Annotated in this window: 12 protein-coding genes; 7 read left to right on the top strand and 5 right to left on the bottom strand. The window is 72.4% G+C overall.

Going from position 1 to position 15,393, the window contains the following annotated elements; genetic code table 11:
* Positions 1-114: 114 nt before the first annotated feature.
* Complete coding sequence (recQ, locus tag N8N77_RS06145) at positions 115-2,106, bottom strand: DNA helicase RecQ (RefSeq protein ID WP_261165448.1); 1,992 nt, start codon at positions 2,104-2,106, stop codon at positions 115-117.
* A gap of 121 nt (positions 2,107-2,227) precedes the next feature.
* On the opposite strand from recQ, the gene N8N77_RS06150 reads away from it, so the two are divergent.
* From N8N77_RS06150 to N8N77_RS06170, 5 genes are all read left to right on the top strand, one after another.
* Positions 2,228-2,593: a GNAT family N-acetyltransferase gene (locus N8N77_RS06150; protein ID WP_261165450.1), complete on the top strand. Its 366-nt coding sequence runs from the start codon at positions 2,228-2,230 to the stop codon at positions 2,591-2,593.
* A 25-nt stretch (positions 2,594-2,618) separates the two neighbouring features.
* Positions 2,619-3,620: a pirin family protein gene (locus tag N8N77_RS06155; protein WP_261165451.1), complete on the top strand. Its 1,002-nt coding sequence runs from the start codon at positions 2,619-2,621 to the stop codon at positions 3,618-3,620.
* 68 nt (positions 3,621-3,688) lie between these two features.
* Entirely contained in the window at positions 3,689-4,264 is a 576-nt protein-coding gene (locus N8N77_RS06160; protein ID WP_261165452.1) for an ECF transporter S component, read from the top strand.
* 27 nt (positions 4,265-4,291) lie between these two features.
* Complete coding sequence (locus N8N77_RS06165) at positions 4,292-6,568, top strand: ATP-binding cassette domain-containing protein (RefSeq protein WP_261165453.1); 2,277 nt, start codon at positions 4,292-4,294, stop codon at positions 6,566-6,568.
* 81 nt (positions 6,569-6,649) lie between these two features.
* On the top strand, positions 6,650-7,219 hold the full coding sequence (locus N8N77_RS06170; protein WP_261165455.1) for a YceI family protein: 570 nt from the start codon (positions 6,650-6,652) through the stop codon (positions 7,217-7,219).
* A gap of 63 nt (positions 7,220-7,282) precedes the next feature.
* On the opposite strand, the gene N8N77_RS06175 is transcribed toward N8N77_RS06170, so the two are convergent.
* The 4 genes from N8N77_RS06175 to N8N77_RS06190 form a co-directional block, all read right to left on the bottom strand.
* Positions 7,283-9,337 carry a DEAD/DEAH box helicase gene (locus tag N8N77_RS06175; protein ID WP_261165457.1) on the bottom strand — a complete coding sequence of 685 codons (2,055 nt, stop codon included), beginning with the start codon at positions 9,335-9,337 and terminating at the stop codon, positions 7,283-7,285.
* A 137-nt stretch (positions 9,338-9,474) separates the two neighbouring features.
* Positions 9,475-12,828: an efflux RND transporter permease subunit gene (locus N8N77_RS06180; RefSeq protein WP_261165459.1), complete on the bottom strand. Its 3,354-nt coding sequence runs from the start codon at positions 12,826-12,828 to the stop codon at positions 9,475-9,477.
* Positions 12,829-12,946: 118 nt separating this feature from the next.
* Positions 12,947-13,318 (bottom strand): CrcB family protein, encoded by a 372-nt coding sequence (locus N8N77_RS06185; RefSeq protein ID WP_261165460.1) that lies wholly within the window; start codon positions 13,316-13,318, stop codon positions 12,947-12,949.
* Positions 13,315-13,767: a CrcB family protein gene (locus N8N77_RS06190; RefSeq protein ID WP_261165462.1), complete on the bottom strand. Its 453-nt coding sequence runs from the start codon at positions 13,765-13,767 to the stop codon at positions 13,315-13,317. The genes N8N77_RS06185 and N8N77_RS06190 overlap by 4 nt, the downstream gene beginning before the upstream one ends.
* A gap of 120 nt (positions 13,768-13,887) precedes the next feature.
* Between N8N77_RS06190 and N8N77_RS06195 the strand changes: the two genes are divergently transcribed.
* Positions 13,888-14,352: a transporter substrate-binding domain-containing protein gene (locus N8N77_RS06195; protein WP_261165463.1), complete on the top strand. Its 465-nt coding sequence runs from the start codon at positions 13,888-13,890 to the stop codon at positions 14,350-14,352.
* Positions 14,349-15,347, top strand: a complete 999-nt coding sequence (locus N8N77_RS06200) for a cation diffusion facilitator family transporter (RefSeq protein ID WP_261165465.1) — start codon at positions 14,349-14,351, stop codon at positions 15,345-15,347. The genes N8N77_RS06195 and N8N77_RS06200 overlap by 4 nt, the downstream gene beginning before the upstream one ends.
* Positions 15,348-15,393 lie beyond the last annotated feature (46 nt).

The following is a 15,393-nucleotide window of genomic DNA, read 5'->3' on the forward strand; positions in this document are numbered from 1 at the left end:
CGCAGGCCATGCGGCGGCACGCCCGGCCGCGCCGGGAGGGGCGCCACCGAGACGATCGGGAGACGACCTGGGCCGTCGACCGCTTCGGCGGCGGCCCGCGGCTCGGCGGCAGCGTCAGTGCGCGGCGATGACCGCGAGCACGGCGTCGCCGTAGGCGTCGCGCTTCTTCGCGCCGATGCCGGTGATACCGTCGAGTTCGGCGATCGATGCCGGGCGGCGTTCGGCGAGGGCGCGCAGCGTGACGTCGCCGAAGACGACATAGGCGGGCACGCCCTGCTCGCGCGCCTGCTCGGCACGCCAGGCGCGCAACGCCTCGAACAGCGGCCGGTCGTCCGCGTCGAGCTGATCGGCGGTCGAGGACCTCTTCGTGCCACTGGCGCGCGAGACGCGCCCGATCACGTCACGCCTCAGCCGCACCGGAGTCTCACCACGCAGCACGCCCGCGCCCGCCGGGCTCATGGTGAGCGTGCCGTACTCGCCCTGCGCCACGAGCAGGCCGCGGGCGAGCAGCTGCCGGATCACGCTGCGCCAATCCTGCTCCGACAGGTCCTTGCCGATGCCGTAGGTCGTGAGCTCGTCGTGCCGCATCTTCCGGATGCGCTCGGTGGCCGCTCCTCGCAGGATGTCGATGAGGTGGCCGGCACCGAACGCCTGGTTGCGCTCCCGCTGCAGCCGCACGATGGTCGACAGCAGCTTCTGGGCGGGGATGAGACCGTCCCAGACCTCGGGCGGTTCGAGGCACGTGTCGCAGTTGCCGCACGGCTCCGACTCCTGCCCGAAGTAGGCGAGCAGGTTCTGACGGCGGCAGTCGACGGTCTCGCACAGCGCCAGCATCGCGTCCAGGTGCTGCTGCTGGCGCTGCCGGATGGCGCGGTCCCCCTCGCCCTGCTGGATCATGCGCCGCTGCTGCACGACGTCGCCGAGCCCGTAGGCCATCCACGCCACCGCCGGCTCGCCATCGCGGCCCGCGCGTCCCGTCTCCTGGTAGTAGCCCTCCACCGACTTGGGCAGGTCGATGTGCGCCACGAAACGCACGTCGGGCTTGTCGATGCCCATGCCGAACGCGATCGTCGCCACGACGACGACGCCGTCCTCCCGCAGGAAGCGGGACTGGTGCCGGGCGCGCGTGGCCGCATCGAGGCCCGCGTGGTACGGGATCGCGTCGATGCCGTTGCCCGCGAGGAACGCCGCCGTCTCCTCCACCGACTTGCGACTGAGCGCATAGACGATGCCCGCCGACCCCTCCTGCTGCGCGCGGATGAACGACAGCAGCTGCCGGCGTGGTTCCGTCTTCGCCTCGATCCGGTAGCGGATGTTCGGGCGGTCGAAGCTGGCGACGAAGTGCCGCGCGTCGTCGAGCCGCAACCGCTCGGTGATCTCGCGGTGTGTCTCGGGCGTGGCGGTGGCGGTGAGTGCCATTCGCGGGACACCGGGGAAGCGCTCCCCCAGCCCGCCGAGGGCGAGATAATCGGGACGGAAGTCGTGACCCCACTGGCTGACGCAGTGTGCCTCGTCGATCGCGATGACGCTCAGTGCCCCGCGCTCGAGCAGGCGCAGCGTGGCCTCCGAGTTGAGCCGCTCGGGCGCGACGTACAGCAGGTCGAGCTGGCCGCCGGTGTACTCGCGCTCCACCTGTGCGCGCTCCGCCGGGCTCTGGGTGGAGTTCAGATAGGCGGCGTTGACGCCGTTGGCGCGCAGCGCGTCGACCTGGTCGTGCATGAGCGCGATGAGCGGTGAGACGACGAGGCCGGTGCCCTCACGCACGAGCGCCGGCACCTGATACGTCACGCTCTTGCCGCCGCCGGTGGGCATGAGCACGACGGCGTCACCGCCGGCGATCACCTGGTCGACGATCGCCGCCTGGTCGCCGCGGAACGCGTCGTAGCCGTAAACGGTCTTGAGGGCCTCCCGCGCCGTAGCGAAGCGGGAGGGACGCGGGCCGGCGGGTGCCGCGGGCGGCGGCGCGTCGGGGCGCGATGCTCCACCCCACGCGATCGGGCCGCCGGCGTAATCGGGCTCCCAGTACTCGTCGCCGTACGGGTCGGCGGGCGGCTCCTCGGGCGGCGCCCACCCGTCGTACGGGTCGAGGTGCGCGCCGGGGGTCATCCCTCCAGCGTAGGCGGGGCGGCCGACACCGTGCGCTCCCGTGGACGACCGCGCCGGAGGCGGGCGTCATGGATCGGCGACAGGGTTCCGTTGGGGCCCGGGGACCTCGTAGCGTGGAGGGATGACGAACACGAGGGTCGAGCGCGTCGACGCCCGGAACCGCTACGAGATCTATGTGTCGGACCAGGCCGACACGGAGGCGGCGCCCGCCGGCGAGACGCTTGCCGGCTTCGCGGAGTTCTCGCAGGAGGACGGCAAGGTGCGGTTCACCCACACCGTGATCGACCATGCCTTCCGCGGGCGCGGGTTGGGTGATGTGCTGGCGGCCGACGCGCTCGCCGACGCCGCCCAGCGCGGCGACACCATCGTGCCGCTGTGCCCGTTCATCGCCAAGTACCTCACCGAGAACGAGGTGGCCGGCGCCGTGGTGCAGTGGCCGCACGGGGCACCGCAGAACGCAGCCACCCCGCCCGAGCCGTCGTCCTGAGCCCGGCGCACCGGAAGGGGATCGGATGACCCGGTACGACGTCGACGCCCGCGATGCGGTCGACGGCGGATCCACGAGCTGCGACGGACCACGGGCGCTCCTGCTCGAGCCGCGCCGCGTGCCGCTGGGCGGGGTGCGCGCGATGGACGTGTCGCGCTCACTGCCGCAGCGCGATCTGCCGCTCGTCGGCGCGTGGTGCTTCCTGGACCGCTTCGGTCCGCAGGAGGCGATGATGCGCGTCGACCCGCATCCCCACATCGGGCTGCAGACAGTGACCTGGCCGCTCGTGGGCGAGGTGCGACACCGCGACGCCGTGGGCTCGGATGTGCTCATCACGCGCGGCCAGCTGAACATCATGACGGCCGGCGACGGCATCAGCCACTCGGAGTACTCGGTAGGCGATGAGCCGGGGCCGATCGACGCGCTGCAGCTGTGGATCGCGCTCCCCGACCACGCCCGCCGGCAGCGGCCGCACTTCGAGCAGCACCGCGAGCTGCCCTCCGCCACGGTGGCCGCGGTCGAGGGCGCGGATCCCGAGATCACCGTCGTGGTGGGATCGTTCGCCGGCGTGGACTCCCCGGCGGCGGTGTACAGCCCCATCGTGGGCGCCGAGGTGCGGCTGGCGCCGGGCTCACGGGTGCGACTGCCCTTCGACCCGGCGTGGGAGTACGCCGTGGTGCAGGTGGAGGGCGACCTGCGGGTGCACGACGCCGCCCCGGGCGGCACCGCACCGATGTCGCTGGATCGGCTCGACCTGCTCTACCTCGGCGTCGACCGAGACGGCATCGAGGTGTCCACCGAGGACGGGGCGATGATCTTCCTCCTCGGGGGCGAGCCGTTCGGCGAGGACATCGTGATGTGGTGGAACTTCGTGGGCCGCACGCACGACGAGGTCGCCGAGGCGCGCGAGCAGTGGGAGGCGCGCGATGCGCGCTTCGGCGCCGTGGTGGGTCATCCCGCAGACGACCGCATCCCCGCCCCGCCCCTGCCGAACGTGCGCCTGACGGCACGGCGGCGCCGGATCTGACGCGCACCGTCCGCTCCCCCGGGCGGCTCGGCGCCCGCCGCACCGGCGCGTCGCAATAGGCTCGAGTCGTGAGCAAGCCCGGCGTCCTGTCCACGCGCGTCCTCCTCGTCTGCGCAGCCATCGCGGTGGCGACGGGGGTGCTCGGCGGGATCGAGGGATGGCTGACCATCCCCGTGCTCGCGGCGGCGCCGTTCCTCTACGGCTTCCTGCTCGGCGTGCACACCCTGCCCGGCATCGTGGCCCAGGAGCTCTTCCGCATGCCGGGGGTCGCGCTGCTCACCCATGTGCTGGCCGGGCTCGTCGGTGCCGCGGTCGCTCCCGTGTGGGCGCCGCAGTTCCTCGGCACCGCCGTCCTGTTCGGCGGCATCCAGGAGGGCGTGGCGGCGATCTTCCGCTACCGCGCCTGGAGCTGGTGGCGTTACCTCCTCTCGGCACTGCTCATCGGCGCGATCGTCGCCTTCGTCGTCGCGATGGCGGCCGATCTCGATGAGCTGCCCCTGTGGGCGCAGGCCGCCTACCTCGCGCTGTCGTTGCTGGGGCCGGTGGCGTGGACGCTGCTCGGGTTGTGGATCGGGCGCGCCTTGGAGCGCGCCGGCATCACGCCGCGGCGTGATGCCCCACGGCGTGCGACGCCGCGGGCGTGACCCCCGGCGGCCGCATACGCTGATCGGATGACCGATGCCCCGCTCGCCGCGCTGCAGCGTGTGAGCGTCGCGCATCTGGACGCCCGCCGCCCCACGCCGCGGGAGGTCTCGCTCGAGATCCGTCCGGGCGAGGTGGTGCTGCTGCTCGGCCCGAGCGGCAGCGGCAAATCGACGCTCGCCCTCACGCTCAACGGGCTGGTGCCGCACCACATCGACGCCGACGTCGAAGGCGTCGTGCGGATCGATGGACGAGACGTGGCCGCCTCGTCCCCCGCGCGGCTGAGCACCCGCGTGGGCATGGTGTTCCAGGATCCGGACGCGCAGCTGGTCGCCTCGAGCGTGCTGGATGAGGTCGCCTTCGGCCTGGAGAACCTGCTCCTCGATCCCGCGGAGGTGATGGCGCGCAGCGAGGAGGCGCTGCGGCGGGTGGGCCTGTGGGAGCGCCGCCACGACGACCCCGACGAGCTCTCGGGCGGGGGAAAGCAGCGCCTCGCGATCGCCTGCGCGCTCGCGATGCGCAGCCCGCTGCTCGTGCTCGACGAGCCCACGGCCAACCTCGACCCCGCGGGCGCGCGCGACGTCTACGACGCGCTGGCCGCTCTCGTCGCCGCCGGCGACCACGCCATCCTGCTCGTGGAGCACGACATCGATGCCGCGCTGCCGCTCGCGACGCGGGTCGTCGTGCTCGACGGCGACGGGCGCCTCGTCCAGGACGGCAGCCCGGGCGAGGTGCTCGCCGGACACGCGGCCGAGCTCCGGGCGTTGGGTGTGTGGCTGCCGCGCGAGGGTGAGCCGGCGTATGCGCCGGTCGCGGGACCCGACGACGACGCGGGGCCGCCGGCCGTCTCGGCACGGGGGCTCACGGTGCGCACCGGGCGCGGCCGGGCGCGCCGCGCCCTCATCCGCGATGTCTCCCTCGACATCCCCGCCGGCTCGTTCACCGCCGTGGTGGGTCCGAACGGCGCGGGCAAGACGACGCTCGCGCAGGCGCTCGCCGGAGTCGTCCCGCCCCCGCGCGGAACGGTGCGCGTGGCCGGGCTCGACGCCGGTGCCGCACCACCGCGCCGCCTCGCCGAGCGGGTGGGCTTCGTGTTCCAGAATCCCGAGCATCAGTTCGTCGCTCACACCGTGCGCGGGGAGCTCGAGCACAGCCTGCGGCACGTGCCGCGCGCCGAGCGCGATTCGCGCGTCGATGCCATGCTGGCGCGCTTCGGGCTCCCCGAGCACGCCGAACGGCACCCGTACCGGCTCTCGGGCGGACAGAAGCGGCGGCTCTCGGTCGCGACGGCGCTCATCGCCGGCGCGGATCGGCCGGGCGGCGTGCTCGTGCTCGACGAGCCGACGTTCGGCCAAGACCGCGCGCGGGCCGACGAGCTGCTGACCCTGCTCGACGAGCTGCACGCCCGCGGCACGACGATCGTCGTCGTCACCCACGACCTGCGACTCGTCGCGGCGCACGCCACGCACATCGCCGTGATGGACGGCGGCGAGCTCACCGCTTTCGGCCCGGCGCACGAGACGCTGCCCGCCGTTCGCGACCTCTTCGCCCGCCCGCGCCCCGGCGAGCCGGCGGGCACCGCCCGTGACGAGGCCCCGGCGACCCGGCGCGCTCCGCTCGAACGACTCGACCCGCTCGCCCGCCTCGTCGCCGTCCTGCCGGCCCTCATCGGCGTCGTGTTCACGCGAGATGTCGCCACCCCGGCCGCGCTTGCGCTGCTGTCCGCCCTCGTCCTCCTCATCGGCGCGCGGCGAGATCGGCGCCTCGCGCTCTGGCTGGCCGCGGCGCTGCCCGCCATGTTCGTCGTGTTGTCGGCGGGGTTCGCCCTGTGGACCGATCCGCTCACGGGCACCGCGACGGGCACGCGGCTGACGGCGATGCTCGCGATCGCGCTCGTGCCGGGCCTGACGACGTCGGGGCCCGAGCTGGTGCGCGCCCTCGTGCGGCATCTGCGCCTGCCGTACCGGATCGGCTACGCCGCACTCGCGGCATACCGCTTCGCGCCCCGGTTACGGCGGGAGCTGGGCATCATCCGCGCCGCTCACCGGGTGCGGGGCACGGGAGGCACCTGGCTCTCGCGGACCGTCACCTCACTCGTGCCGCTGATGGCGGGCGCCATCCGGCACGCCGAGCGCGTCGCCCTGGCGATGGACGCCCGCGCGTTCGGCGCCCATTCCACGCGCACCGAGCGCCATGTGCCGCGGTGGCGACCCGTCGACACGGGCGCCGTGGCGGTCGGATGGGCGACGACCGCCGTGGTCTTCTTCACCGGCGCAACCCTCTCACTTCCGGCCGGGTGGATGTGACAGAGTAAGGGCGGGTTTGGGGACCTCCTGCCCGCAGGGGATCGGCGCAGAGCGCTGGCGCCGTCGAGAGTTGGAGACGACATGACGGAGTTCGACCCGGCATACGCCGGAACGTGGGTGATCGATCCCGCCCACTCGCGCTTCGGTTTCGCTGTCAAGCACGCGATGGTGTCGAAGGTGCGCGGCGCCTTCCACGACGTCTCGGGCAAGCTCGTCGTCGGCGAGGGCGGCATCGACGACGCCTACGTCGAGGTGCACGTCAAGGCCGCGAGCGTGAGCACGGGCAACGAGCAGCGCGATGCGCATCTGCGCACGGGTGACTTCTTCGAGGCAGACACGTACCCGGAGATCACGTTCGAGTCGTCGAGCTTCGACCAGGTGGGCGACACCGCTTTCCTCGTCAACGGCGCCCTGACCATCAAGAACACGACGAAGCAGGTGGGCATCCCGCTGGAGTTCACCGGCATGGGGCGCGACGCCGACGGGCGGCTGCGGGCGGGCTTCGAGGGCAGCCGGCGGATCGACCGTCGCGAGTTCGGCCTCGAGTGGCAGGTCCCGTTGGATGCGGGCGGAGTGCTCGTCTCGGAGCGCATCACGCTCGAGTTCGAGCTCAGCCTGATCCATCTCGAAGACGGCGAGAGCGCCGACTGACTCGCATGACAAAGGCGGGCCACCCCGAGGGGTGGCCCGCCTTCATGGGTCTGCGCGGTCGCGTCAGGCCGTCGTGAGCTCCTCGACGGTCGGCGCGCCGGCCAGCTCCTCGATGAGGTCGTCGCCCGGACGGACCTCGTCGAAGGGCGCGTCGATCTCGGCGCGCTGGAGCATCTCGGTCATGCGACGGCGGCGCTGACGCGTGATGAGCGTGACGACGCGGCCGGCGTTGCCCGCACGGCCCGTGCGGCCGGCGCGGTGGAGGTACGTCTTGTACTCGTCGGGCGCATCCGCCTGGATCACCAGGTCGACGTCGTCCACGTGGATGCCGCGCGCGGCGACGTCGGTGGCGACGAGCACGCGCGCACGGCCCTTCATGAAGCGCTCGATGTTGCGCGTGCGCTTGGCCTGGTTCAGGTCGCCGTGCAGCGAGATCGCGTCGATCCCGGCGTCGTCGAACTGCTCGGCGAGCATCTCGGCGAACGCGCGGGTGCGCGTGAACACGAGCGTCTTGCCGTCGCGGTCGACGAGGGTGTCGAGCACCTCCGCCTTGGAGCGCTGGTCGACGACGAGCACGCGGTGCTCGATCGTGCCGGTCTCCTGCGTCTCGCCCGCGACCTCGTAGACCTGAGGATCGACGAGGAACTCGTCCACGAGCGCGGCGACCTCGCGGTCGAGCGTGGCCGAGAACAGCAGCTTCTGGCCGCCCTCGCTCGTGAGGCGCAGGATCTCCTGCACCGGCTCGAGGAAGCCCAGCTCGCACATGTGGTCGGCCTCGTCGAGCACCGAGATCTGGATCTGCGAGAGGTCCAGCTTGCCCTGGCGCTGCAGGTCGCCGATGCGGCCCGGGGTGCCGATGATGATGTCGACGCCCTTCTTCAGCGCGCCGACCTGGCGGGCCTGCGGCACGCCGCCGTAGATCTGCGTCGTGAACAGGCCGACGCTGCGCGCGATCGGCTGGACCGTGCGGTCGATCTGCAGGGCGAGCTCGCGCGTGGGCGCCATGATGAGCGCGACCGGAGACCGGCCGAACTCGCGGCGCTGACCGGCCTTGGCGCGCAGGATCTTCTCGACCAGCGGCGCACCGAAGGCGATCGTCTTGCCCGAGCCGGTGCGGCCGCGCGCCAGCACGTCGCGGCCGTCGAGGATCGCGGGCGCCGTGGAGGCCTGGATCGGGAAGGGCCGGGTCGCTCCGAGCTCGGCGAGGGCGCGGACGATGTTGTCGCCCAGGCCGAGGTCGCCGAAGGTCACCTCGGCGACGTCCTCGGCCTGCACGGCCTGCGCCTCGAGGCGCTCGTGGACGACGTCGATCTGCTCCTCCTGCTGCCGCGTGCGCACGGGCGCCTCGCGGCGCTCCTGCCACGCCCGCTCACCGTCGGTCTGGCGGCGGGCGGGGCGCTCGCCGTCGAACTCGCGGCGCGCGGGCCGCTCGTCGCGGTCGAAACGACGCGCCGGGCGGTCGTCCCGCGTGAAGCGGGGGCGTTCGCCGTCGAATCGGCGGGCCGGGCGGTCGTCCCGGTCGTAACGGGGACGCTCTGCACGCTCGCCGCCGAAGCGGTCGGTGCGCGCCCGGTCGTCACGGTTGAAGCGCGCGCGGTCGTCCCGCGCGGGGCGGTCGCCGAAGCGGCGGGCGGGGCGGTCGTCGCGGTTGTCACGCGCGCGGTCGTCCCGAGCAGGGCGGTCGCCGTAGCCGCGAGCCGAACGCTCGTCGCGGTCGTAGCGGGGACGGTCGTCACGAGCCGGACGGTCATCCCGGCGGAAGCCGCCGGCGCGCTCGGGGCGGTCGCCGTAGCTGCGGCGCTCCCCGCGGTCGGCGCCGGGGCGGTCGTTGCCGTAAGGGCGACGCTCGCCGCGGTCGTTCGCGCGGTCGAAACGACCGGAACCGGCACGGTCGTCGCGGCGCGGGCCGTCGAAGCGGCGCTCGCCGTGCGCGGACCGCTCGTCGCGGGCGCCCGTACGGGCGCCTCGGTCATCGGCCGACCAGCGCGGCTTGCGCGACGCGCCACGCTCGTCGTCGCGACCGTGGCCGCGGAACGGGCCGCCGGTCGACTTCTTGGCGTAGCGCGGGTCGAAGTTCTTCGGAGCGCGGGCGCCGGATCGATTGGTGTTCTTGGGCATGCGAAAGTACGCACCTTCCGTAGGTGTTCTGCGGCCACATCAGGACCACACACACCCGCGCATACATACGCGGCATCCCAAAGCCGACACACCAGAGTATCGGGCCCACCTGGGAAACCGCCCGTGCCGGCGAGCCGTCAGCCCCGCAGGGCCCTCCGGCTGGTCTGCACCGGCGACGCGCTGGGTAGCCCGGCAGCCCCGACGCCGTGCACCGACTCGTCCTCCCCCGCGGCCCGGCCCCCGCCGGGGGCACCGCTCGAGCTCGCGGGCGTCGCCGTGGGCGAGGGCGCCGCCTGCGCCGCCCTCTCCGCCCGCTCGTGCACGGCTCCGCCATCCGGTCCCTGCGGGTCGGACGGGTCGTCCGGGCCGCCGTCGTCCGTGGGGGCCGCACCCCCGCCGCGACGCGCGATCCGCCGCTCCTTCGCGCCCTCGACGAGGTTGTACAGCGTCGGCAGCACGATGAGCGTGAGGAACGTGGACGAGACGAGGCCGCCGATCACGACGACCGCGAGCGGCTGCGAGATGAAGCCGCCGTGACCGGTGATGCCCAGCGCCATGGGCGTGAGCGCGAAGATCGTGGCGAGCGCCGTCATGAGGATGGGGCGCAGACGCATGGACGAGCCGACGAGCGTGGCGTCGCGCGTGCTGAGGCCGTGGTGGTCGCGGTACTGGTTCACGAGATCGACGAGCACGATGGCGTTCGTCACGACGATGCCGATGAGCATGAGCACGCCGATGAGCGAGGCCACGCCGAGCGGCACGCCCGTGGCGACCTGCAGCAGGATCGCCCCTGTCGCGGCGAACGGGACCGAGACGAGCAGCAGCAGCGGCTGGCGCAGCGACTTGAAGGTCGCCACCATCACGACGTAGACGATGAGGATGGCGGCGAGCATCGCCAGCCCGAGCTGCGAGAACGACTCCGCCTGCTGTTCGGCGACGCCGCCCACCTCGGCCCGGGCACCGGCCGGCAGGTCGACCGCGTCGAGCGCCGCCGTGACCGAGGCCGTCGCCTCCGCCAGGTTGTCGCTCGCGGGCGGCACCGTGATGGTGGCCGTGCGCTGGCCCTCCACCGTCGTGATGGAGGTGGGGCTGGCGGTCTCCTCCACGGAGGCGATCTCCTGCAGCTGCACCATTCCGAGCGCGCTCGGGATCTGCAGCTCGCGCAGCTCCTGCACGGTCACCGGCGGGTTCTCGACCGCGAGATAGACGGTCAGCGCGGTGTCGTCGATCTCGACGGTTCCGATCTGCTGGTCGTTCATCGTGTTCGAGACGATCCCTCCCACGGCGACCTCGCTGAGGCCCCGCTGCGCCGCCGCCTCGCGGTCCACGACCACGCCGATGTAGGGAAGACTCGCGGCGAGGTCGTCCGTGACCTCGCCGACCCCGTCACGCCCGTCGAGCTCGGCGACGATCGCGTCGGTCGCCTCCTGCAGGGTCTGGGAGTCCGGCGCCGAGACACTGATCTCGATGTCGGTGGAACCGAACCCGGCGGCCGCGCTCACCGTGATCTCGCCCGCGTCCGTCAGATCGGCGACGGCGTCCTGCACGTCGGCGCGCAGCACCTCCTGGTCCACGTCGGCGTCGGTCATGATCGAGAACGTCGCCGATCCGCCGCCCGTGAAGGCGTCCTGCAGCGGCGATCCGCTCGATCCCACCGAGACCTGCACCGCCTCGATGCCGTCGACGCCCTCGAGGGCCTGCTCGACCTTCCGCGCCGCCTCGTCCTTGGCCTCGAGGCTCGCGCTCGGACCGAGGTCCTGCGTCACGGTCATCGTGTTCTGGCCGGTGTCGCCGAGGAAGTTCACCTTCATGAGCGGCGCCATCGCCACCGTCCCGCCGAGCACGAGAACAGCGATCAGCAGCGTCACCCAACCGTGCCTGAGCGTCCACCGCAGCACCGGCAGGTAGGCGCGCTGCAGGCGCGAGGGCGGTGCCGCGGGGCTTTCCGGGTCGATGCGGCGCCCGTCGCCGTCGAGCAGCGGCTTGCCGGGCTTCATGAACCAGTACGCCAGGACGGGCACGATGGTCAGCGCCACGAGCAGCGAGGCGAGCATCGCGAGCGCCACCGTGAGGGCGAACGGCCGGAAGAGCTCCCCGACCATGTCGCCCACGAAGGCGATCGGCAGGAACACCGCCACGGTCGTGATGGTCGACGCCGTGATGGCCCCGGCGACCTCGCGCACCGCGAGCCGGATGGCATCGCCCTTGTCGGCGTCGCCCACGTAGTGCCGCTTGATGTTCTCGATCACGACGATCGAGTCGTCGACGACGCGACCGATCGAGATCGTCAGCGCACCGAGCGTGAGCATGTTGAGCGAGTAGCCGAACGCCTGCATGCCGATGAACGCGATGAGCACGCTCGTGGGGATCGAGATCGCCGTGACGAGGGTGGAGCGGATCGACAGCAGGAAGACGAGGATCACGACCACGGCGAAGACGAGGCCCAGCATGCCCTCGACGGCCAGCGTCTCGATGGACTGGACGATGAACGGCGCCTGGTCGAAGACGACGGTGAACTCGGCGTCGGGGTACGTCTCGCGCAGCTCGTCGACGGCCGCGAGCACGCCGTCCGACACCTCGACGGTGTTCGCGGCGGGCAGCTTGGTGATCGAGATCGAGATCGCGTCCTCGCCGTTGACCCGCGAGAGCGACGAGACCGGGTCGGTCGCCAGCTCCACCGTCGCGACGTCGCCGATCGTCGTGACGGGCGGGACCACCGGGGCGCCCGTGGCGGGATCCCCCTGCGGCTCGGCGGCGGACGGCACGAGCGGCAGCGCCTCGATATCGTCCACCGACGTCACCTTGGCGCCCGTCTGCACCGTGAGCGTCTCGTCGCCCTCGGTGAGGGAGCCGCCGGGGAACAGCACGCCGTTCTGCTCCATCGCGTCGCCGATCGCCTGCGTCGAGAAGCCGCGGGCGGCCAGTTCGGCGGGGTTCGGCGTGATCGTGATCCGCTGCCCCAGGCCGCCCACGATCGACGCAGAGCCGACGCCGTCGACATCCTCGAGCTCGGGGATGGCGGAGTTCTCCAGCTGCCCCTGGGCGTCGTCGCCCTCACCGAAGCCGCTCACGGCGATCTGGATGACCGGCAGGTCGTCGATGCTCACCGACATCACCTGCGGATCCACGTCCTCAGGCAGCTGCGCGCGGTTGATGGCCTGCTGGATCTTCTGCTCGGCGGTGGCCAGGTCGGTGCCGTAGTCGAACATCGCCTGCACGATCGAGGCGTTCGTCGTGCTCGTCGCGGTCGTCGAGTCGAGGTCGGGGACCGACTGAATGGCCTCCTCGATCGGCGTCGAGACGTCGTTCTCGACCACCTCGGGAGACGCGCCCGGGTAGCTCGTCATGACGATGAGCGCGGGGAGCTCGATCGACGGGATGAGCTCCTGCTTGAGATTGGTGAGCGCCATGCCGCCGAAGACGGCGGCGCAGATCGTGATGAGCGCGATGAGGGCGCGGTTCTTCAGGCTGAGGACGGCGAGTTTCGACAAGACGTGACTCTCGATCGCGACCGGCAGCGCCGATCGGCACCGCCGATACGGTGCTGTATCCGACGCGTTCAGTCTGACACAGCGCCCGCCCGGCGCGCGCGGGGGTCAGCCCCCGTCTTCAGGGCAGGAAAGCCGTCGCCGTCACCAGCCCGAGGGCCGCACCAAGCGTGCACAGCAGCAGCGTGCCCACGCCGTTGCCGACCGCGGCCGCCCGGCGCCGGGCCAGCCACAGCTCGACGGTGTCGACCGACACGGTCGAGAAGGTCGTGTAACCACCGAGCAGCCCCGCCGTCGCGACGGTCAGGACGGGCGACGCGACGCCGGCGAAGACGGTGGCGAGCAGCGCCATGACGTAGCAGCCGGTCACGTTCACGAGCAGGATCGGCCAGGGGAAGCCGCGCGAGGGGCGCAGGGCGGCATCGATGATCCAGCGCAGGCCGGCACCGACACCACCCGCGAGCGCCACCGCGAGCACCTCGATCGGGCTCATGCGTCGCGCCTCCGAGCCGCGCGCGCGCCGAGGGCATAGCCGGCAGCCGCCACCCCCACGGGCAGCGCGACCAACACCAGGGCCCCTCCCCCCGCGAACAGCAGCAGCGTGCCGCCCGCGACGAGGAGCCCCGACTGGGCCCCCGTCTCGACCGAGTGCGCCGCGGCGAGCGCGAGGACGGGGGCGAGCGCGCTGTACGAGGTGAAGCCGCCGAGCACGCCCGTGCCGAGGAAGGCGCGCAGGCGGGGGCGGTCTCCCGCCCAGCCGACGAGCATCCCGAGCAGGCCCGAGCCGAGCACGTTCACGGCGAGGATCACGGGCAGCCCTTGCAGCGGATCCGCCGCGTCGGCCGTGAGCAGATACCGTGCCGTCACACCGACCGCCCCGCCCGACACGACGAGCGGCAGCAGCCCCCACGGGAGCGGGGTGCGACGGAAGCGGACGGTCACGACTTCACGGTATCCGCTCATCCCGTGGCCATCGTCGCGCGGGCGGTCCGCCATCCGCGTTCGCACGGCGCACGAGCCAGGTCGCGGCCGGTCGCCGGGCTGTTCGTTATGGTCGGGCTCATGAGCAGAGGCGTTCGGGGGATCGCGGCGCTCGGCGCGCTCGCGGCGTTGCTGACCGGATGCGGGATCCAGATCCCGAACGATCCCCACGGCACGCTCGACCGCGTCGCCGGGGGCACCTTGCGCGTCGGTGCGACCGAGAACCCGCCGTGGGTGGAGCTCGAGGACGACGAACCGGAAGGCAGCGAGCCGGCACTGATCGAGGCGTTCGCGGCGGCGCAGGACGCCACGGTGGAATGGACGACGGGCAGCGAGGCCGATCTGCTCGACGCGCTGGAACGCGGTCGGCTGGACGTGGTCGTCGGCGGCTTCCTCGACGACACGCCCTGGGTGGACAAGGCGGCCACGACCTTCCCCTACACGGCGACGGCGGGCGGGCGGGACAAGCACGTCATGCTCGTGCGGATGGGTGAGAACGGCCTGCTCGTCGCGTTGGAGCGGTTCCTCTTCGAGGAGGGGTCATGACGGTGCGCTTCGGCCGGACCGAGCTGCCCGAGCGCCAGCAGCGCGCGTTGCGCGCGGCCATCCGCATGGAGTGGCTCACGCTGCTCTTCCTCGCCGCCGCGATCACGATGGTGTACCTCGTCATGGGCAGCTCGCAGGCGATGAAGGCGGCGTGGATCGAGGACCTCCTCTCCCTCGCGCCGCCGATCGCCTTCCTCGTGGCCGTGCGCATCGTGAACCGCCCGCCCACGCAGAAGTACCCGTACGGCTATCACCGCGCCGTCGGTGTCGCCCATCTCGTCGCGGGCGTCGCGCTGTTCGCGATGGGGGCGTTCCTCATCGTCGATTCCGCCTCGGGGCTGCTCCGCGCCGAGCACCCGCCCATCGGATCCGTCGTGCTCTTCGGCCAGCCCGTCTGGCTCGGATGGCTGATGATGCTCGCGATGGCGCTGACCATCCCGCTGCCGATCTACTTCGGGCGCGTGAAGATGAGGCTCGCCCGCGAGCTGCACGACAAGGTGCTCTACGCGGACGCCGACATGAACAAGGCCGACTGGATGACGGCGGCCGGCTCGATCGTCGGTGTGGCCGGCATCGGCCTGGGCCTGTGGTGGGCCGACGCGGCCGCCGCCCTCTTCATCGCGGGAAGCATCGTCTGGGACGGTGCCCGCAACCTGCGCGCCGCCATCACGGACCTCGTCGACACCCGCGCCACGACGTTCGACGACGGCAAGCCTCACCCGGTGGGCGCGCGGGTGGACGACTACCTGCGCGGCCTGCCCTGGGTGGAGCAGGCCGGCAGCCGCATGCGCGACCAGGGCCATGTCTTCCACGTCGAGTCGTTCGTCGTGCCCCGAGAGGGACGGACACCGAGCCTGCAGGAGCTGATGGCGGCTCGGGACGGCTGCATCGACCTCGACTGGCGCGTGCAGGACATCGTCGTCATCCCCATCGACGAGCTCCCCGAGGAGGTCGGCGGCTCCCGGGAGTCGCGGCAGTCCGAGCGCAACCGCTGATCGGTGCCTGCGGCGTTCCCGCGGACGCGGTGGCCCCTCTTGCGCA

This window comes from Microbacterium sp. Marseille-Q6965 (assembly GCF_946151065.1).
Classification (GTDB): Bacteria; Actinomycetota; Actinomycetes; order Actinomycetales; family Microbacteriaceae; genus Microbacterium.